The sequence below is a fragment of the Paracoccus marinaquae genome, from assembly GCF_018860165.1.
GTDB lineage: Bacteria > Pseudomonadota > Alphaproteobacteria > Rhodobacterales > Rhodobacteraceae > Paracoccus > Paracoccus marinaquae.
In genome coordinates, this window is record NZ_JAHKNG010000041.1 from 1 (window position 1) to 19340 (window position 19340).

At 66.9% G+C, this 19340-nt stretch carries 22 protein-coding genes and 1 tRNA gene; 17 read left to right on the forward strand and 6 right to left on the reverse strand.

Annotated elements, in window-relative coordinates; translation table 11 throughout:
• Positions 1 to 233 precede the first annotated feature (233 nt).
• Positions 234 to 310, reverse strand: a tRNA-Arg gene (locus tag KNW02_RS16865).
• Positions 311 to 412: 102 nt separating this feature from the next.
• Here KNW02_RS16865 and KNW02_RS16870 point away from each other — a divergent pair.
• From KNW02_RS16870 to KNW02_RS16925, 12 genes are all read left to right on the forward strand, one after another.
• Positions 413 to 1438, forward strand: a complete 1026-nt coding sequence (locus KNW02_RS16870; RefSeq protein WP_216034404.1) for a LacI family DNA-binding transcriptional regulator — start codon at positions 413 to 415, stop codon at positions 1436 to 1438.
• 46 nt (positions 1439 to 1484) lie between these two features.
• Entirely contained in the window at positions 1485 to 2294 is an 810-nt protein-coding gene (locus KNW02_RS16875) for a S49 family peptidase (RefSeq protein WP_216034405.1), read from the forward strand.
• A 105-nt stretch (positions 2295 to 2399) separates the two neighbouring features.
• On the forward strand, positions 2400 to 3335 hold the full coding sequence (locus KNW02_RS16880) for a calcium/sodium antiporter (protein WP_348524757.1): 936 nt from the start codon (positions 2400 to 2402) through the stop codon (positions 3333 to 3335).
• Between the two features lie 380 nt (positions 3336 to 3715).
• Positions 3716 to 5566, forward strand: coding sequence for an excinuclease ABC subunit UvrC (gene uvrC, locus KNW02_RS16885; protein WP_216034406.1), 1851 nt, complete (start codon positions 3716 to 3718; stop codon positions 5564 to 5566).
• Positions 5567 to 5695: 129 nt separating this feature from the next.
• Entirely contained in the window at positions 5696 to 6079 is a 384-nt protein-coding gene (locus KNW02_RS16890) for a hypothetical protein (protein WP_216034407.1), read from the forward strand.
• A 111-nt stretch (positions 6080 to 6190) separates the two neighbouring features.
• Complete coding sequence (pgsA, locus tag KNW02_RS16895) at positions 6191 to 6823, forward strand: CDP-diacylglycerol--glycerol-3-phosphate 3-phosphatidyltransferase (RefSeq protein WP_216034408.1); 633 nt, start codon at positions 6191 to 6193, stop codon at positions 6821 to 6823.
• A complete protein-coding gene (moaD, locus tag KNW02_RS16900) occupies positions 6813 to 7064 on the forward strand; it encodes a molybdopterin converting factor subunit 1 (protein WP_216034409.1) in 252 nt (83 codons plus the stop codon). The genes pgsA and moaD overlap by 11 nt, the downstream gene beginning before the upstream one ends.
• A gap of 3 nt (positions 7065 to 7067) precedes the next feature.
• Positions 7068 to 7508 (forward strand): molybdenum cofactor biosynthesis protein MoaE, encoded by a 441-nt coding sequence (locus KNW02_RS16905; protein WP_216034410.1) that lies wholly within the window; start codon positions 7068 to 7070, stop codon positions 7506 to 7508.
• Positions 7483 to 8055 carry a hypothetical protein gene (locus KNW02_RS16910; protein ID WP_252734036.1) on the forward strand — a complete coding sequence of 191 codons (573 nt, stop codon included), beginning with the start codon at positions 7483 to 7485 and terminating at the stop codon, positions 8053 to 8055. The genes KNW02_RS16905 and KNW02_RS16910 overlap by 26 nt, the downstream gene beginning before the upstream one ends.
• A gap of 69 nt (positions 8056 to 8124) precedes the next feature.
• A complete protein-coding gene (locus tag KNW02_RS16915; protein WP_216034411.1) occupies positions 8125 to 9495 on the forward strand; it encodes a glutamate--cysteine ligase in 1371 nt (456 codons plus the stop codon).
• Positions 9496 to 9558: 63 nt separating this feature from the next.
• On the forward strand, positions 9559 to 9813 hold the full coding sequence (locus KNW02_RS16920; protein WP_216034412.1) for a hypothetical protein: 255 nt from the start codon (positions 9559 to 9561) through the stop codon (positions 9811 to 9813).
• Between the two features lie 134 nt (positions 9814 to 9947).
• Positions 9948 to 10334 carry a TMEM43 family protein gene (locus KNW02_RS16925; RefSeq protein ID WP_216034413.1) on the forward strand — a complete coding sequence of 129 codons (387 nt, stop codon included), beginning with the start codon at positions 9948 to 9950 and terminating at the stop codon, positions 10332 to 10334.
• A 3-nt stretch (positions 10335 to 10337) separates the two neighbouring features.
• On the opposite strand, the gene plsY is transcribed toward KNW02_RS16925, so the two are convergent.
• The 4 genes from plsY to KNW02_RS16945 are packed head-to-tail and all read right to left on the reverse strand — an operon-like array spanning position 10338 to position 13739.
• Positions 10338 to 10922 (reverse strand): glycerol-3-phosphate 1-O-acyltransferase PlsY, encoded by a 585-nt coding sequence (gene plsY, locus KNW02_RS16930; protein ID WP_216034414.1) that lies wholly within the window; start codon positions 10920 to 10922, stop codon positions 10338 to 10340.
• Positions 10919 to 12199: a dihydroorotase gene (gene pyrC, locus KNW02_RS16935; RefSeq protein WP_216034415.1), complete on the reverse strand. Its 1281-nt coding sequence runs from the start codon at positions 12197 to 12199 to the stop codon at positions 10919 to 10921. The genes plsY and pyrC overlap by 4 nt, the downstream gene beginning before the upstream one ends.
• Entirely contained in the window at positions 12196 to 12780 is a 585-nt protein-coding gene (locus KNW02_RS16940; protein WP_216034416.1) for a hypothetical protein, read from the reverse strand. Before KNW02_RS16940 ends, pyrC begins: the two co-directional genes overlap by 4 nt.
• The gene (locus KNW02_RS16945; RefSeq protein ID WP_216034417.1) at positions 12777 to 13739 is read right to left on the reverse strand and encodes an aspartate carbamoyltransferase catalytic subunit; all 963 of its coding nucleotides are present in this window, start codon (positions 13737 to 13739) and stop codon (positions 12777 to 12779) included. Before KNW02_RS16945 ends, KNW02_RS16940 begins: the two co-directional genes overlap by 4 nt.
• 307 nt (positions 13740 to 14046) lie before the next feature.
• On the opposite strand from KNW02_RS16945, the gene KNW02_RS16950 reads away from it, so the two are divergent.
• The 4 genes from KNW02_RS16950 (at position 14047) to KNW02_RS16965 (ending at position 16854) form a co-directional block, all read left to right on the forward strand.
• On the forward strand, positions 14047 to 14754 hold the full coding sequence (locus KNW02_RS16950) for a DUF1254 domain-containing protein (protein ID WP_216034418.1): 708 nt from the start codon (positions 14047 to 14049) through the stop codon (positions 14752 to 14754).
• Position 14755: 1 nt separating this feature from the next.
• Entirely contained in the window at positions 14756 to 15031 is a 276-nt protein-coding gene (locus KNW02_RS16955; protein ID WP_216034419.1) for a DUF1214 domain-containing protein, read from the forward strand.
• 177 nt (positions 15032 to 15208) lie between these two features.
• Positions 15209 to 16582 carry an MATE family efflux transporter gene (locus KNW02_RS16960; RefSeq protein WP_216034420.1) on the forward strand — a complete coding sequence of 458 codons (1374 nt, stop codon included), beginning with the start codon at positions 15209 to 15211 and terminating at the stop codon, positions 16580 to 16582.
• 35 nt (positions 16583 to 16617) lie between these two features.
• Positions 16618 to 16854, forward strand: a complete 237-nt coding sequence (locus tag KNW02_RS16965) for an Lrp/AsnC ligand binding domain-containing protein (RefSeq protein WP_216034421.1) — start codon at positions 16618 to 16620, stop codon at positions 16852 to 16854.
• A gap of 200 nt (positions 16855 to 17054) precedes the next feature.
• On the opposite strand, the gene guaA is transcribed toward KNW02_RS16965, so the two are convergent.
• Positions 17055 to 18614 (reverse strand): glutamine-hydrolyzing GMP synthase, encoded by a 1560-nt coding sequence (guaA, locus tag KNW02_RS16970; protein WP_216034422.1) that lies wholly within the window; start codon positions 18612 to 18614, stop codon positions 17055 to 17057.
• Between the two features lie 130 nt (positions 18615 to 18744).
• Here guaA and KNW02_RS16975 point away from each other — a divergent pair, with 130 nt between their 5' ends.
• Positions 18745 to 19335: a CAP domain-containing protein gene (locus KNW02_RS16975; protein ID WP_216034423.1), complete on the forward strand. Its 591-nt coding sequence runs from the start codon at positions 18745 to 18747 to the stop codon at positions 19333 to 19335.
• Positions 19336 to 19340: the final 5 nt, after the last annotated feature.

Consider the following 19340-nt stretch of genomic DNA (forward strand, 5'->3'; position numbering starts at 1 on the left):
ATCCACATCCGCATTGCCCTCATGAACCGCTTCAACGCTCTCGGCCAAGCGGAGATCGAACGCGTCGCCTAAGATCGCGGGGGAAAGGCGCAAGCTCGGCTCAAACCGGCGTTCTGCAACAACGCCGTACCGGTGTTCTTTGCATGTTCCCGTACAAAAACCGGAAAATCCTGCACGATGTTGCAAGGCCGTTCAGAAATTTCAGCGCAACGAACTGTATTTATTTGAGTTCTTGGTGACCCCGGCAGGATTTGAACCTGCAACCTGCCCCTTAGGAGGGGGCTGCTCTATCCAGTTGAGCCACGGGGCCATGCTTTTGCCCTTTTGACCGCGAATTGCGGTTTTGACAAGGTTGCCGGGACGGATGGCGTTCGCTAACATTCGGTCACTTGAAATTTCACGCCGGCTTGCCATGACAGTCCCACGCCCCCGCCGCCCCCTGACCCTGCGCGATGTGTCCGAGGCGTCGGGCGTTTCGGAAATGACCGTCAGCCGGGTGCTGCGCAACCGTGGCGACGTCTCCGCGGCGACGCGCGAGAAGGTGCTGACCGCGGCCAAGACGCTGGGCTATGTTCCGAACAAGATCGCCGGCGGGCTGGCCAGCCAGCGGGTCAACCTGGTCGCGGTGGTCATCCCGTCGCTGTCGAACCTGGTCTTTCCCGATGTTCTGGGCGGGATTTCGGCCGAGCTGGACGATACCGGGCTGCAGCCGGTGATCGGGGTCACCCATTATTCGCCCGCGCGCGAGGAGATGGTGCTTTATGACATGCTGTCCTGGCGCCCCTCGGGCGTGATCTTGGCCGGGGTCGAGCACAGCAAGGCCTCGCGCGCCATGCTGACGAATGCCGGCATCCCGGTGGTCGAGATCATGGATGTCGATGGCGAGGGGATCGATACGCTGGTCGGCATCTCGCATATCCGCGCCGGGCGCGAGATGGCCGAGCGGATCGTCGCCGCGGGCTATCGCCGGATCGGCTTTGTCGGCACCCATATGCCCGAGGATCACCGCGCCCGCAAACGGCTGGCCGGGTTCGAGGAGGCGCTGGCCGAGGCCGGTCTGCAGCTGGAGGCGCGGGAATATTATCAGGGCGGCTCGTCGTTGCTGAAAGGCCGCGAACTGACCGAGCGGATTCTGGCCCGCGCCCCGGATCTGGATTTCCTCTATTACTCCAATGACATGATCGGGGCCGGCGGGCTGTTGCACTGTCTCGACAAGGGCTATGACATTCCGAACCGGGTGGGGCTTGCGGGTTTCAACGGGGTCGATCTTCTGGACGGGCTGCCGGTGCGGCTGACCACCACCGATGCGCGCCGGGTCGATATCGGGCGCCGCGCCGCGCGGCTGGTCGCCGGCAAGGACACCCCGCCCGAGGATCGGATCGTGGCGCTGACGCCGACCTTCATGCCGGGCGAGACGATCCGCGAGGCCGGGGCCTGAGCGCGGCGGCTTGTGGCGCGGACGCGACGGCACTATCTGGGGCGTCATGGAAATACCGTTTCTTCACCGCATCCTGAAGCGCCGCCCGCGGGTCGCGGTTCTGCGCCTGCACGGGGCCATCGGCATGGTCGGGCGGGGCGGGGCGCTGAACGACGCCGCGCTGGCCGCGGTGATCGAACGCGCCTTCCGCCGCGGCAGGCCCGCGGCGGTCGCGCTGTCGATCAACTCGCCCGGCGGATCGCCGGTGCAATCCTCGCTGATCGCGGCCCGCATCCGGCGGCTGGCCGACGAGACCGAAATCCCGGTCCATGCCTTTGTCGAGGATGTGGCGGCCTCGGGCGGGTACTGGCTGGCCTGCGCGGCCGACCGGATCTGGGCCGATGACAGCTCGATCCTGGGCTCGATCGGGGTGATCTCGGCCGGGTTCGGCTTTCAGGACCTGATCGCCCGCTGGGGGATCGAGCGGCGGGTGCATACCGCCGGGCGTTCGAAATCGACGCTGGACCCGTTCCGGCCCGAGAGTCCCGAGGATATCGACCGGCTGCGCAACATCCTCGAGCCGATCCACGAGGCGTTCAAGCAGCATGTCTCGGCCCGGCGCGGGGCCCGGCTTCAGGACGGCCGCGATCTGTTCACCGGCGAGTTCTGGGCCGGGCAGGAGGCCGTGCGGCTGGGGCTGGCCGATGGCATCGCCCATCTGGCGCCGAAGATGAAGGCGCTTTACGGCGACAAGACCCGTTTCGTCGTTCACAGCCCGCGCCAGTCGCTGGCCCGCCGGATGGGGCTTTCGGCCGAGGCCGTGCTTGATCTGGCCGAGGAACGCGCCGCCTTTGCCCGTTTCGGGGCCGGCGGATGAGCGTCCGGGCCGTCATCCTGTTCCTTCTGATCATCGCCGTTCTGGCCTTGGTCAGCGGGCCGGGTTTTCGCAGGTTCCTTCGGACTGTTCTGGGGTTGTCGCGCCGTGATCGTTGATGTTCTGCTGGTCGTCTCGGGGCTGGGTCTGCTGGTTCTGGGCGGTGATCTTCTGGTCAGGGGGGCGGTGAACCTGGCGCTGCGGCTGGGGCTGACGCCTCTGGTCGTGGGCCTGACCGTGGTCGCCTTCGGCACCTCGGCGCCGGAACTGATCGTGTCGCTGTCGGCCGCGCTCAAGGGGGCGACCGATATCGCCATGGGCAATGTGGTCGGCTCGAACACTGCCAATGTGCTGGTGATCCTGTCGGCGGCGGCGCTCGTCGCGCCGATTGTCACCCGCGGACATGATCTGCGCGAAAGCTGGGTGATGATGATCGGAGCCTCGCTGCTGCTGATTCTTCTGGCCTTTCTCGGGCCGATCGGCCGGCTTCAGGGGCTGTTGCTGCTGGCCGTGCTTGGCATGGTTCTCTGGCGGCAACTGAGCCAGGGGGCGGTTCAGGCGGATGCCGGGGCGGCCGAACTTGAGGGGGCGGCGCTTGGGGCCCATTGGTGGCAGATCCTGCTGTGGCTGGGCGGCGGATTGGTCGGCCTGCCGATCGGCGCCAATCTTCTGGTCAATGGCGCGACCGATATCGCCCGCCATTTTCAGATCAGCGAGGCGGTGATCGGGCTGACCCTCGTCGCCGTCGGCACGTCGCTGCCCGAGATGGCAGCCTCGGTCGCCTCGGCGCTGCGCGGGCGCTCGGACATGGCTCTGGGGAATGTCGTCGGCTCGAACCTGTTCAACATCCTCGCGATCCTCGGCCTCACCTCGCTGGTCATGCCGCTGCCGATCCCGCCGCAGATGCTGCATCTGGACCTGTGGGTGATGCTGGGCAGTTCGCTGCTGCTGGCGCCGTTCCTGTTTCTGGGCCTGACCATCAGCCGGCTGGCCGGGGGCGCTCTTCTGGCGATCTATGCGGCCTATGTCTGGGTGCTGCTGTGATGCGGGTATGCTTTCAGGTCGAATCTCCCTTAGGTTGAACTGCCTGCAGGTATGGATTCCGCCACCTGCCGGGCCTGCGGCCGCTGCGAAAGGGCGCTGCGACAATTGTCCACCCCCCCGCAGACAATTGCTCCAGCCCCCGGAATCCGTTAGGTTTTTCGGCAATCTGCCGACGAGAATATAAAATATCCCTTGTTTTCAAATGCTTTCATAATTGCCTAAGTATTAGGCAAAGTTACGGAAATGTAACGATTGTTGATCAAACCCGGTTTCCTTCACAGCCCGCCCACAGAGTTATCCACAAGAGTCGTGGACAGCTTCACCCTTGCATTCCACCGCCGGAACTTGCAGCCGGGAGGGGGAATCACTTTGTTGACACCATGACGCAAAAGACCGGCCATGCCCTGATCCACGACTATCTGCGGACCCTCGACGGCAGCCCCGGCGTCTACCGGATGCTGGACGGGCAGGGGGCCGTTCTCTATGTCGGCAAGGCGCGCGACCTCAGGGCGCGGGTGTCGAATTACGCGCGCCCCTCGGGCCATTCGGCGCGGATCGCCCGGATGATCCGCGAGACCGCCTCGATGATGTTCCTGACCACGCGGACGGAAACCGAGGCGCTGCTGCTGGAACAGAACCTGATCAAGCAGTTGAAGCCGCGCTACAACGTGCTTTTGCGCGACGACAAGTCTTTCCCGAACATTCTCGTCGCCAAGAGCCACGCCTTTCCGCAGATCAAGAAGCATCGCGGCACGAAATCCGAGAAGGGCGACTATTACGGTCCCTTTGCCAGCGCCGGCGCGGTGAACCGCACCCTGACCCAGCTGCAGCGCGTCTTCCTGCTGCGCAACTGCACCGATTCCGTCTTCGAAAGCCGCTCGCGGCCCTGCCTGCTCTACCAGATCAAGCGCTGCAGCGCGCCCTGTGTCGGCCGCATCAGCGAGGCGGACTATGCCGGGCTGGTCGCCGATGCCGAACGCTTCCTGCAGGGCAAGAGCACCGCCATCCAGACGCAGCTGGCGCAGGACATGGCCGAGGCCGCCGAGGCGATGGAATATGAACGCGCCGCCGCCCTGCGCGACCGGATCAAGGCGCTGACCGCGGTGCAGTCGGTGCAGGCGATCAACCCGCGCGGCGTGCCCGAGGCCGATATCGTCGCGCTGCACATGGACAGCGGGCAGGCCTGCGTGCAGGTTTTCTTCATCCGCGGCAATCAAAGCTGGGGCAACCGCGATTTCTATCCCCGGCTCGGCGGTGCCGAATCGCCCGACGAGGTGATGCAGGCATTTCTGATGCAGTTCTATGACGACAAGCCGCCGCCGCGGATGATCCTGCTGTCGCATGGCCCCGAGGATCCGGACCTGACCGCCGAGGTTCTGTCCGAACGCGCCGGTCGCAGGATCGAGGTCGCGATCCCGCAGCGGGGCGAGAAGTTCGAACTGGTCACCAATGCCCTGCGCAATGCCCGCGAAAGCCTGGCCCGGCGCATGTCGGAAAGCGCCGCGCAGGCGCGGCTGCTGGAGGGCTTGGCCGAGGCCTTCGACCTGCCCGGCCCGCCGCGCCGGATCGAGGTCTATGACAACAGCCACATCATGGGCACCAATGCGGTCGGCGGCATGATCGTCGCCGGCCCCGAGGGCTTTGCCAAAAATCAGTACCGCAAGTTCAACATCAAGGGCACCGAGATCACCCCCGGCGACGATTTCGGCATGATGCGCGAGGTGCTGACCCGCCGCTTCACCCGGCTGCTGAAAGAGGATCCCGATCGCCAGACCGAGGCCTGGCCGGATCTGCTGCTGATCGATGGCGGCGCCGGGCAGGTCTCGGCGGTGGACGGCATCCTCGCCGATCTCGGGGTCGAGGACATTCCGCTTCTGGGTGTCGCCAAGGGCGTGGACCGCGACCACGGCAAGGAGGAATTCCACCGCCCCGGCCAGCGCCCCTTCGCGCTGCGGATGAACGACCCGGTGCTGTATTTCGTCCAGCGCCTGCGCGACGAGGCGCATCGCTGGGCCATCGGCACGCATCGCGCCCGCAGGGCGAGATCGGTCATGGCCAATCCGCTGGACGAGATCGCCGGCATAGGCGCGGCCCGCAAGCGCGCCTTGCTGACCCATTTCGGCAGTGCCAAGGCGGTCAGCCGCGCCGGTCTGGCCGATCTGCAGGCGGTCGAGGGTATCTCGGCGGCCATGGCGCAGAAGGTCTATGACCACTTCAATGCCCGCGGATAGGGCATTCGCGGCAGGGCTCCGGTGCCGGGAATCCGCCAATCCTGCGACAAGGTAGATTGCTACCACCAAACTGTTACAGAATCACGCTAGGGTTGCGGCCTGCTCACCACAACCGAGGAGGAGGCTGCCATGGCCCGTTTCCCCATCTTCGGCATTGCCGTGGACCGGAAACCCGCATTTGCGCGCGACGACGTTCTTTCGCATGACGGCTGGTCCGATTTCGAGAAGGACCTGACCGAACTTGATGCGACCATTACCGATATCTACATCTCGGGCAGCGACCCGACCCTGCAGGTTCGCGCCCATGACGGCGTGAACTGGACCGTCGAACTGGGCGGCCGCAGCCGCAACCGCGACGCCGGCCTGCTCGACGCCAAGCCCATCCCGGGCGACAAGGTCACCGTTCTGGGCCGCCGCACCCATCATTTCGGCGAAACCCGGATCAAGGCGATGCAGCTGACCATCGGCGATGTCGGCTACGATCTCTATCCCGAGCTGCGGGACGCGTCCTGACATCGGACCGCACCGTTGGATCACTGCGGCGGGCGCCTTGGCGCCCGTTTTGCTGTCCCGGCCCCTCCGGCGGCCCTTCCAAACCGGCCCGGCAATGATTAGCTTGCCGCCATGCGCTGGACCGTTCCGAATATCCTGACCCTGTTGCGGTTGATCGCGGCCCCCGCGGTGCCGCTGATGTTTCTGTATTTCCACCGGCCCTGGGCCGACTGGGCGGCGCTGGCGCTGTTCCTGGTCGCCGCCGTGACCGACTGGTTCGACGGCTATCTGGCCCGCGCCTGGCAGCAGGAAAGCCGCTTTGGCGCCGCAATGGATCCGATCGCCGACAAGGCCATGGTGGTGATCGCCATCGTCGTCATCACCGGCTATTCCGGCATGAACCCCTGGCTGATCCTGCCTGCCGCGGTGATCCTGTTCCGCGAGGTTTTCGTCTCGGGCCTGCGCGAATTCCTCGGGCCCAACGCCAAGCTGCTGAAGGTGACGAAGCTCGCCAAGTGGAAGACCACCTTCCAGATGGTCGCCATTGCGGTGCTGTTTCTGGGCACCGGGCTGGCCTATGTCGAACATGGCCGCCCGCCCATGGTGGGCGAGGGGCGGCTGCCCTTCTTCGAAAGCTGGGCCGACATGGCGACCTGGGTCGGCCTGCTGCTGATCTGGGTGGCCGGTGCGCTGACCGCCTGGACCGGCTGGGATTATTTCGTCAAGGCGCTGCCCTATCTGCGAGAGCCGGCCCATGACGCTTGATGTTCTCTATTTCGCCTGGCTGCGCGAACGCATCGGCGCCCCGCGCGAACGGATCGAGACCGGGGCCGCCACTGTCCGCGACCTCGTGGCCGAGCTTTCGGCCCGCGACGACTGGCACGCGGCCGCCTTTGCCGACATGGCGGCGGTGCGCTGCGCCGTCGATCAGCAACTGGCCGATCTGGATGCACCGCTGGCCGGTGCCCGCGAAGTGGCCTTCTTCCCGCCGATGACCGGGGGCTAGGCGATGTCGGCCCGCCTTCAGACCGCCCCCTTCGATCTGGCGGCCGAGCTTCAGGGCTTCGGTACCGGCGCGGATCAGGGCGCGCAGGTGACCTTCACCGGCATCGTGCGCGACGACAGCGGGCGCATGGCCGCGCTGGAGATCGAACACTATCCCGGCATGACCGAGCGGGCGATGAACGACTATGGCGCCGAGGCCGCGCGCCGCTTCGGCCTGATCGACTGGCGCATCGTCCACCGCTATGGCCGGCTGGAGGTGGGCGAAGCGATCATGATGGTCGCCACCGCCGCCCGCCACCGCGCCGCCGCCTTCGAGGCGGCCGAATATCTGATGGACTGGCTGAAATCCCGCGCCCCCTTCTGGAAGCGCGAGATCGCCCGCGACGGAACCGGGCAGTGGGTCGAGGCGAAGGACAGCGATGAAGACGCGCTGGCCCGCTGGTGAGTTTCCGGCTTGCCCCAATACCCGTGATCGGCCGGCATCCATGATCCGGCCCGAACTGCGCGCCCGCCTGTCGCGCTGGTCCGAGGCGCTGGTCGCTGCTGCGGTGATGCTGGCCGGGCTCTGGCTGGCGCTGCGCGGCGGCTGGTTCTTCGGGGCGATCGGCGGGCTGGTGCTTCTGGTCGGAACGGCATTGCTGATCGGCGCGTGGCGGCGGCTGCCTTTCCTGCGCGGGATCGACGCGCCGGGCATGGTCGAGTTCGACGAGGGTGCCATCCGCTATTACGGTGCGGCCGCCCTCGGCGGCGAGATCGCGCTGCGCGACCTGACCGAGATCCGGCTTCTCAGGCTGCGCGGCCATGGCCACTGGCGGCTGCGCAACCAGCGCGGCGAGGCGCTGCTGATCCCGGTCGACGCCGCCGGGGCCGAGGCGCTGGCCGATGCCTTCACCACGCTGCCGGGCCTCGACATGGGGGCGGTCTCGGTGGCGCTGGCCCATGTCGCCGAACAGCCCGATGCCATGCGCACCGTTTGGCGGAGGCAGAACTGAGGCGGGTTGACACGCGGCGCGCACGTTGCCACCTGTGACCGACTGGATCACGCAAGAGGCCCCGAACCCATGTCAATTCCCCAGCAGGGCGGTGGCCCGATCGAAAGCCGCGATCAGCTGGCCGCCTATCTGGCGGCCGGCGAGAAACCCCGCGCGGCATGGCGGATCGGTACCGAGCACGAGAAATTCGGCTATTCTCAGGCGCAGAATCTGCCTTTGCCCTATGAGGGCGACTGCTCAATCAAGGCGATGCTGACCGGCCTGCAGGAGCGTTTCGGCTGGCAGCCGGTGCTTGAAGCCGGCAATATCATCGGGCTGGAGCGCAACGGCGCCAATGTCAGCCTGGAACCGGGCGGCCAGCTGGAACTGTCCGGCGCGCCGCTGGAGACGATCCACCAGACCTGCGACGAGGTGAACAGCCATCTGGCCGAGGTGAAGGCCGTGGCCGACAGGATCGGCGCGGGTTTCATCGGGCTGGGCGCGGCGCCGATCTGGACGCAGGAGCAGATGCCGATGATGCCCAAGGGGCGTTACCGGCTGATGACCGACTACATGGACCGGGTCGGCACGCTGGGCAAGCAGATGATGTATCGCACCTGCACCGTGCAGGTAAACCTGGACTTCTCGTCCGAGGCCGACATGGTGCAGAAGCTGCGCGTGGCGCTGTCCTTGCAGCCGGTCGCCAATGCGCTGTTTGCCAATTCGCCCTTCCTCGACGGCAAGCCCAACGGCATGAAAAGCTGGCGTGCGCATATCTGGCAGCATCTGGACGATGCCCGCACCGGCATGCTGCCCTTCGCCTTCGAGGACGGCTTCGGCTACGAGGCCTGGGTGGATTACGTTCTCGATGTGCCGATGTATTTCGTCTATCGCGACGGGAAATATATCGACGCGCTCGGGCAGTCCTTCCGCGATTTCCTGAACGGCCGGCTGCCGGCGCTGCCGGGCGAGGTCCCGACCCTGTCGGACTGGGCCGATCACCTGACCACCGTCTTCCCCGAGGCGCGGGTGAAGAAATTCATCGAGATGCGCGGCGCAGATGGCGGTCCGTGGCGCCGGCTCTGCGCCTTGCCGGCACTGTGGGTCGGGCTGTGCTATGACCAGCAGGCGCTGGATGCGGCCTGGGATCTGGTCAAGGGCTGGGACCACGAGACGCGCGAGGGGCTGCGCCGCGCCGCCGGCCGCGATGCCCTGCAGGGCGAGGCGGGTGGCATCCGCCTGCACGATCTGGCGCGCGAGGTTCTGGCGATCGCCGAACAGGGCCTCAGGAACCGGGGCTGCGCCGGCGCCGGGGGGCTGGTCGCCGACGAGACGCATTTCCTGAACGCGCTGAAGGAAAGCGTCGACAGCGGCAAGGTTCCGGCCGATGAGTTGCTGGAGAAATATCACGGCGAATGGCAGGGCGACCTCGGCCGGATCTACGCCGAATATTCCTACTGAGCTTGCGCCCCGCGCCGGGGCGTGCCAGCCTCGCCCCGGATTGCGAGTGCAGGAGGCAGGCCAATGCGCGAATTCTTCATTCTCTGGATGGAGCGGATCATCAATGTGGTGATCGTTCTGGGGGCGATCTGCGTCCTGCTGGGCGGGATCGCCATGATGTTCAACCCTCAGGGCGGCATCCTGCCGGGTCTGGCCGTCTGGGTGGTCGGGTCGATCTATCTGATCCTGCTGGGCGGCATGATCTATCTGGGGCTGGGTATCTACAACAATACCCGCCGCACCGCCGAGGCGGTCGAGCGTCTGGCCGGACGCAGCTGAGTCGGCGGGTTTCCCGGCCCTGCCGCACGAGAAGGTGACCGCGCGGCATGGCCCCGGCGCTTGATAATTGCCGACGTCGGTGGCACCCCGAAGCAAAAGAACGGGATCGGGGCAAGGGAATGATGCGGGCAGACATGATGACATGGGTGCAGCGGGCGGTGGGCGCGGTCTTCGTGATCGGGCTTGTCGCGCTGGTGGCTGCGGTCGTCACACTGGTACAGCGGGCCGAGGGCGTGCCGCCGCTGCCGGTCTATACCGGCTTGCTGGGGGCGGTGGTGCTGATCCTGCTGGCCGGGGCCTGCTTGGCGCTGATCTCGATCGCAATCTCGGCCCGGCGCGGGGCCGAGGCGCTGCGCAGAATCGCGGCGCAGGGGGGCGGTCTTGCGGCGCCTGTCGCCGCGCCGGCGCGGCCCTTCACGGGCATGTCCCTGCGCGAAGTGGCCAATCAGCCCGAACCGGAACCGGCCGCGCCCGCGCGCCCGCAGCGCCCATCGGGCCGGACGCTGGTGGCCGAGCGCTGAGCCTCAGCCCTTCCTGCCGATCCGGGGTTCGGTCCCGTTCATCAGCCGGGCGATGTTCGCCTTGTGCCGCAGGAAGATCAGCGCCGCCATGAACAGGCTGACAAGGATCAGCTCGTTCCGCCCCATCGCCCAGGCAAAGACCGGCGACAGCGCCGCGGCCAGCAGCGCCGACAGGCTGCTGATGCGGCTGATCAGCGCGGTCACCAGCCAGGTCAGGCAGGCGATCAGCCCCAGCGGCCAGTAAAGCGCGATCAGCGTGCCGAGGAAGGTCGCCACCCCCTTGCCGCCGCGAAAGCCCAGCCAGACCGGAAAGCAATGGCCCAGAAAGGCCGCGCCGCCGGCCAGCATCGCCGCCGTCTCGCCGCCGAAATACCGTGCCAGCAGCACCGCGATCGCGCCCTTGCCGGAATCCAGCAGCAGCGTCGCCAGGGCGGCCGGCTTGTTGCCCGTGCGCAGCACATTGGTCGCGCCGATATTGCCCGAGCCGATCTTGCGCAGATCGCCCAGCCCCAGGGCGCGGGCGATGGCCAGCCCGAAGGGGATCGAGCCCAGGACATAGCCAAGCACGGTCCACAGGATCAGGCTCATGGCTCACCTCCGAAGACGCGCCGGCCCGCGACCCATGTTCCCGTGACCCGGCCCTCCATTCTGGCGCCGTCGAAAGGCGTGTTCTTCGATTTCGACAGCAGGGCAAAGCGGTCCAGCACGAAGGGCGCGTCCGGGTCGAACAGCACCAGATCGGCGGGCGCGCCCCTGGACAGCCGCCCGGCCTCAAGCCCCAGCCGCTGCGCCGGGTTCAGCGACAGCGCCCGCCACAGTTGCGGCAGGCTGAGCCCGCCCTGATGGTAAAGCCGCATGGCCGCCGGCAGCAATGTCTGCAGGCCGACCGCGCCGGGGGCGGCCGCCTCGAAGGGCAGGCGCTTCGATTCCTCGTCCTGGGGCGTGTGGAAACTGGCGATCACGTCGATCAGCCCCTCGGCCACCGCCTGCACCATCGCCTGCCGGTCATCCTCGGACCGCAGCGGCGGCGTGAAGCGGAAGAAGGTCCGGTAATCGCCCACGTCGAACTCGTTCAGCGTCAGGTGATGGATCGAGATGCCGGCCGTGACGTCCAGCCCCGCATCGCGCGCCCGGCGCAGCGCGGGCAGGGCGGCGGCCACGGTGATCTGGTCGGCATGCCAGCGGCATCCGGTCATGGCGACCAGCGACAGGTCGCGATCCAGCCCCATCACCTCGGCCATGGGCGAGACGGCGGGGATGCCGTAAAGCGAGGCGAACTTGCCGCTGGTCGCGGCGGCGCCCTTCGACAGGCCCGCCTCCTGCGGATGGCCGACGATCAGCGCATCGAGGCCGCGCGCATAGCTCATGCAGCGCGACAGAAGCTTGCTGTCCGAGACGACCCGCACCCCATCGGTGAAGGCGACGGCGCCCAGATCGGTCAGGAACCCGATCTCGACCATCTCGCGCCCCTCGCGGGCCTTGGTCAGTGCCGCCATGTGCCGGATGTTCACCGGCGCATCCGCCGCCCGCCGGGTCACGAATTCCAGCGCCTCCGGCGTGTCGATGGGTGGCGCGGTATCGGGCCGGGCAATGACCGTGGTCACACCACCCGCCGCCGCCGCCATCCCTGCGCTGCGAAAGCTTTCCTTGTGCCGCTCGCCCGGCTCGCCGATCTTGACGCCCCAGTCGATCAGGCCCGGCGCCAGTGTGCGGCCCCGGCAGTCGATGACGGTCGCACCTTCGGGTGCAGCCTCATCCGGTGCTCCGGTTCCTTCGATCCGGCCATCGCGGACCAGCAGGCTGCCGGGGGTGTCGGTCCCCGCCTCGGGGTCGATCAGGCGGGCATTGCTGAAGTGAAGGATCATTGCCCCTCCGTTGTCATGTCGTCGCCCTGGCGCAGCCTTGCATCGCGCAGTTCGGTCAGCAGGCCAAAGACCTTGCGGGCCTCCGCGATCCCCTCGAACCCGATGCGGCGGGTTTCCTTGCCCTCGCCCGAATGCAGCGTCCGCGTGGCGAACCAGACCGAGCCGAAGCGGCCGTCCTGCAAGGTGATATCGGTCATCTTCTCAAGCGGCCAGCTTTCCAGTCGCCGGCTCGGAACCGGCAGGCTGCGCGCGATGAAGGCGTGACGGTCGCTGAGCGTATAGAACTGCCGGCGCCTGTCGAGATGGCCCCAGACCAGCGCGATGGCAGCCTGCGCGAGGCCGATCCAGAAAACGGTCCCCGCGATCGCGGTCAGCCGGTTCGGCTGATCCGCGCCAAGGAGCCAGAACTGGCTGCTGCCAACCGCAACCAGCCCGATCGAGGCCCGGACCAGATCGGGCCATTGCGGCAGATAGGTGGGCCGCGGACGGCCCTGCCAGTGGATCACCTCGCCCGGCTGCAGGATATGCCGCCAGCCTTCGGGGACGGTGATGCCGCCGGCGGGTGCGGTTTGCGCGATCACACCATCACCCCCGCCGCCGCCCGGCCGCGTTCGGCGCGCAGGTTCCGGGCCAGCAGGTCCAGCGCCGCCATGCGCACGGCCACGCCCATCTCGACCTGATCCTGAATGACGGATCGGTTGATGTCGTCGGCGATGGTGCCGTCGATCTCGACGCCCCGGTTCATCGGGCCGGGATGCATGACGATGGCGTCGGGCGCGGCCAGCGCCAGCTTGTCGGCGTCCAGCCCCCAGCGGTGGTAATATTCCCGCTCGGAGGGGATGAAGCCGCCATCCATGCGCTCGCGCTGCAGCCGCAGCATCATCACCACATCGGCGCCCTTCAGCCCGGCGCGCATGTCCTCGAAGATTTCGACCCCCATCTCGGCGGCGCCGGCGGGCATCAGCGTGCGCGGCCCGATCAGGCGGATGCGGTTCTCCATCTTGCCCAGGAGGATCAGGTTCGAGCGCGCCACGCGGCTATGCGCGATATCGCCGCAGATGGCGACCGTCAGGCGCTGCAGCCGGCCCCGGGCGCGGCGGATGGTCAGCGCGTCCAGCAGCGCCTGGGTGGGGTGTTCGTGGCGGCCGTCGCCGGCGTTGATGACCGCGCAATTGACCTTTTCGGCCAGCAGGTTGACGGCACCGGAATGGGGATGGCGCACCACCAGCAGGTCGGGCTGCATGGCGTTCAGCGTCAGCGCCGTGTCGATCAGCGTCTCGCCCTTCTTCACGCTGGACTGGGCCACCGCCATGTTCATCACATCCGCGCCCAGCCGCTTGCCGGCCAGCTCGAAACTGGCCTGCGTCCGCGTCGAGTTCTCGAAGAACATGTTGATCTGGGTCATCCCCTCCAGCGCATCGGCATGTTTCACCGTGCGGCGGTTCAGGGCGACGTAATCCTCGGCCAGATCCAGCAGGGTCACGATCTCATCGGGGGCGAGGTGGTCGATGCCAAGGAGATGGCGGGCGCGGAATGTCATGGGCGGCCTCTGGCAGGGGCTTGTCGGGACTCCTATTGCAGATGGCGGGGGTTGCGGCAAGCGTGCGGGACCCGGCGGCTTTGTGCCAGCCGGGGCCTTGCCGGGGATAGTTACACGCCAGGGAATGGACGCAACGCCACCGGTTGACCCAAGGTAAGCCCAGCCGGACAGGTTCGCCCCTGTCGGTCAGCGCGGTGCCGGCCCGGCCCCGTCGCAATGCGCCGCCACGGCCTGTCCGGGACGAATGCCCATGTTCAACGCTTCATCTATCCGCACTGCCTTGCACGGCTCTGTCGTCCTTTGCGTCATGGGCTCCGCAGCCGCCGCACAGGAAAAGGTCGAGAGCACACCCGAGACCTATATCCGTGCCGAGGTCGACGGTCGCATGGCCGTGTTCCAGCAGCGCGCGGGCGGGGTGAACAAGTTCGATCTGATCAAGCGGCCGACCCCTACCGACGAACGGCCGGTGGTCAGGATGAATCGCGACACGCTTTATGGCGGTGCCGTGGTCGATACCGGGGGCGGTGCTTCGATCACCATGCCCGAGATCACGGATGGCCGCTATTTCACCGTCTATCTGATCGACAGCGACCACTATGTCGTCGGGATTCTGGAAGGTGCAGGCACGCATCAGTTTCCCTCGGGGACGACGAAATATGTGATCGCCGTGCCCCGGATCGAGTTGATGGATCCGACCGATGAGGCCGAGATCGCCCATGTCGCCGGCCTGCTGGAACAGATCCAGATCACCGCCGCCAGCAGCGATCCGTTCCAGCCCGCGGCATGGGATTTCGACAGCGCGATGAAACTGCGCAGGGAATATGAAAAGGCATTCGTGAAATTCGACCAGTATCCTGCCGAATGGATGGATGTGAAAGGCAGGGCCAGCGAAGAGACGCGGCAAGTCGGGGTCGCTGGGGCTTGGGGCCTGGGGCCTGTTTCCCGAAACCGAGGCCGTCCATATCAACCATGCCGGGCCGGCGGATGGCAGCAAATGCTATCGCGCGGCCTATGAGGTGCTGCCGAACGACGCCTTCTGGTCGATCACCGTCTATGGTTCCGACGCCTTCACGAATAGCGACAATGCCTCGATCAGCGAAGGCATGGCCGAGATGAATGAGTATGGCACGGTGACGGTGTATTTCGGATCGGCCGAGGCCTGTGGCGCGGACAAGCCCAACCGCATCGACATCACTGATGGCTGGAACTTCCTGCTGCGCGTCTGTCGCCCGGGGCAGGAGGTTCTGGATCGGGCCTATGTGTTGCCCGAGGTGGAAGAGGTCGCGTCCTGATCTCCGGATGACGCGGCTTTCCGGCCTGCGTCAGGCATGGCAAGGGGCTGTCTGCCCCTCTTGGCCTGCGGCCAATTCACCCCGAAGGTATTTGCGAAGAGCGCGAGGCGGCGGCTTTCTGCACGATCTGCAATGCGGGCGATTGCGGCGGGCTGCCGGGCCGGTTATGGCGGAGGGATGTTCGGACGCTATACCCCTCATGTCGCGGCGACGCTGTCGCTGGGGCTGCCGCTGATCGGCAGCCATCTGGCGCGCATGGCCATCGGCGTCAGCGATACCGTCATGATCGGCTGGTATGGGGTCGAGGAACTGGCGGCGCTGGTCATCGCCACCTCGTTCCAGATCATCCTGTTCTTCCTCGGCATGGGCTTCGGCACCGCCGTCCTGGGGCTGATCGCCACCGCCCTGGCCCGCGGCGACGAGACCGAGGTGCGGCGCGGCACCCGGATGGCGCTGTGGCTGTCGGGCATTTTCGCGCTGCTGGTGATGCCGCTGATGTGGTTCTCGCAGCCGATCCTGCTGGCACTGGGGCAGACGCCGCTGACCGCCGAACTGGCGCAGGACTATCTGCGCATCGCCGGCTGGGGGATCCTGCCGATGCTGGGCGGGCTGACGCTGAATTCGTATCTGGCCGCGCTTGAGCGGACGCAGGTGGTGATGTGGGTGACGCTGGCCGGGCTGCCGTTGAACATCGCGCTGAACTGGGTCTTCATCTTCGGCAATCTGGGTGCGCCCGAACTGGGCGTGCGCGGTGCGGCGATCGCCAGCCTGTCGGTGCAGGTGGTGCAGCTTTTCCTGCTGATCGGCTATGCCGCCTGGCTACCGATGGCGCGGAAATACCAGATGTTCCGCAATTTCTGGCGCCCCGACTGGCCGGCCTTCCGGGCGATCTTCCGCATGGGCATGCCGATCGGGCTGACGCTGGTGGCCGAGGGCGGGCTGTTCGTCGCCTCGAACGTGATGATGGGCTGGATCGGCACCCAGCAGCTGGCCGCCCACGGCATCGCGCTGCAGATCACCTCGATCACCTTCATGGCGCATCTCGGCCTGTCGAACGCCGCCACCGTGCGGATCGGGCAGGCCAAGGGGCGGGGCGATGCCGGCTGGATGCGCGATGCCGCGGTGACGGTGATCGGGCTGTCGCTGGTCTTCGCCTTCATCGCCATCACCATCTACCTGCTCTTCGCCGAGCAACTGGTCCGGCTCTACATGGACCCGGCCGATCCCGAGGCCCCGGCCATCGTCGCCATCGGCGCGATGCTGCTGATGTTCGCGGCGCTGTTCCAACTGACCGACGCGGTGCAGGTGATCGCGCTTGGCTTCCTGCGCGGCGTCCACGATACGCGGGTGCCGATGTGGATCGCCGGTTTCAGCTACTGGGTCGTGGGCATGCCCATCGCCTGGGGCCTGGCCTTCCCGCTGGGCTTTGGCCCGGCCGGGCTGTGGCTGGGGCTCTGCGCCGGGCTGACGGTGGCGGCGGTGCTGCTGCTGTCGCGCTTCTGGAGGGGCCTGCGCCGGGGGGACTGGACCGCGGCGCCGACTGCGGTCTAACCTGCCGCCCGTCACTGCCCCTTAGGAGGCCCGCCATGCGTCCCGTCTTCGTCCAGTTCCGCTGCGATCCCGGCAAGACCTATCTGGTCGCCGAGGCGATCTACGACCGCGAGGTGGTGAGCGAGCTTTACTCGACCTCGGGCGATTACGATCTGCTGGCCAAGGTCTATATCCCCGAGGACGCGGATGTCGGCCATTTCCTGTCGGAACGCCTGTTCGACATCCCCCATATCAGCCGCACCCTGACCACAATGACCTTCCGGGCGTTCTAGACCCCGTGATCGTGGCGTGGGCTGACTGGGCCAGCGGCCTCTCCCACGGTATTTTCCGTTCGATGGTCGCGCCCGGCTGGCGGGCGCCGCGCCTCAGGAATAGGGGTGAGACCACCTGCGGAACAGCACGTTCATCGGATTTGATTCCAGCGCATTACATCGCGCTTTGCGTAATTCTGGATGCTGCGGGAGGGGTAAAACTACTCCCACTCGATGGTGCCGGGCGGCTTCGAGGTGATGTCGTAGGTGCAGCGGTTGATGCCCTTGACCTCGTTGATGATCCGGGTCGCGGTCTCGCCCAGGAAGTCGTGGCTGAACGGATAGTAATCCGCCGTCATGCCGTCGACCGAGGTCACCGCCCGCAGCGCGCAGGCATAGTCATAGGTGCGCCCGTCGCCCATCACGCCCACGGTGCGGACCGGCAGGATGGCCACGAAAGCCTGCCAGATCTCGTCGTAAAGCCCGTGCTTGCGGATCTGGTCGATGAAGACGGCATCGGCGCGGCGCAGGATTTCCAGCTTGTCACGGGTGATCTCGCCGGGGCAGCGGATGGCGAGGCCGGGGCCGGGGAAGGGGTGGCGGCCGATGAACGTCTCGGGCAGGCCCAACTCGCGCCCAAGCGCGCGGACCTCGTCCTTGAACAGTTCGCGCAAGGGCTCGACCAGTTTCAGGCCCATCTTCTCGGGCAGGCCGCCGACATTGTGATGCGACTTGATCGTGACCGAGGGGCCGCCGGAAAAGCTGACGCTTTCGATCACATCCGGATAGAGCGTGCCCTGCGCCAGAAACTCGGCGCCCTCGATCCGCCCGGCCTCGCGCTGGAAGACGTCGATGAACAGGCGGCCGATGGTCTTGCGTTTCACCTCGGGGTCGCTGATCCCTTCCAGCGCGCCAAGGAACAGGTCGGCTTCATCGGCATGGACCAGCGGGATATTGTAGTTGTCGCGGAACATGGTCACGACCTCCGCGGCCTCGTTCAGCCGCAAGAGCCCGTGATCGACGAAGACGCAGGTCAGCTGGTCGCCGATGGCCTCGTGGATCAGCACCGCGGCGACCGAGGAATCGACCCCGCCGGACAGGCCGCAGATGACCCGCCTGTCGCCGACCTGTTCGCGGATCTTGCGGATCGCCTCGTCCTTGTAGGAGGCCATGGTCCAGTCGCCGGTAAAGCCGGCCAGCCGGACGAAATTCTCGAGCATCCCGCGGCCGTTCGGGGTGTGATGCACCTCGGGATGGAACTGCACCGCATAAAAGTGCCGCGCCTCGTCCGCGATCATCGCCATGGGCGCGTTGGGCGAGGTGCCGATCACCTGGAAGCCAGGCGCCATCCGGGTCACGCGGTCGCCATGGCTCATCCAGACCTCCTCGCGGCCGGTCTGGAACAGGCCGGCGAAGATGCCGTCGCCCTTGTGCCCCGGCGCGGGGGTGATGAAGGCGCGGCCGTATTCGGCGTGGTGGCCGGCCTCGACCTTGCCGCCCAGCTGCTCCATCATCACCTGCTGGCCATAGCAGATACCGAAGACGGGCACGCCCATCTCGAACAGCGCCTGGGGGGCGCGCGGGCTGCCCGCCTCGGTGACGCTGGCCGGGCCGCCCGACAGGATGATCGCCTGTGGCGCCATCTGGCGCAGCGCGTCTTCGGTGACGGCGTTGAAGGGACGGATTTCGCAGTAGATATTCAGCTCGCGCAGGCGGCGCGCGATCAGCTGGGTCACCTGGGAACCGAAATCGACGATCAGAAGGCGCTGGTGCTGGGTCATGAATGCGCTTTAAGGTCGGTCGCGCAGGCGCGCAAGGGGGCTGCGGGCGGTGGCCGTGAACCGGAACCGCCAAAAACCCGGGCGCGTTGCAGATTGTCAGTTCAAACAAGACGCTCAGCCGAGGCCATCCATGTCGACCAAACCAATAGCCGTCCTGATCCTCTCTGCCATGACCCTGGCCGCCTGCCAGCCGGAGGGGACGATGGATGCCGTCAGCGGGCTGCTGGACGATGATGCATTCGTTCAGCCGGCGGGCGAGTTCCTCGCCGCCAGTTGCACCGGCGATCCGGAACTGCAGCAGCAGCTGGCCGAGGCGGTGAATGCCGCGCGCGAGGCCGAGGGCAAGCTGGTTCTCGACGGCGATGAGCGGCTGACCGAGATCGCGCAGTTGCAGGCCTGCGATGCGGCCGCCATGGGGCAGCTGACGGTGACCGGGTCCGACGGGTCCAATGTCGTCGACCGGGCGCGGCGGGCGGGCTATCGCCCCTGCGAGGCGGCGCAGCTTCTTGCCATCGGCGGCTCGCCCGCCGAGGTCGTCGGCGACTGGCTGCGCTCCGAGCCGCATCGCGACGAGATACTGGGCCAGATCAGCCTCGAGATCGGCACCGGCGTCACCCGCGGCGCGGACGGGCAACTGTGGTGGAGCGTCGTTCTGGGCAACAACTGCCGCAAGCCCTGGCGCGAATCGCCCAATGCCGCCCCGGCCGCGAAGGTGAAGTGACCGAT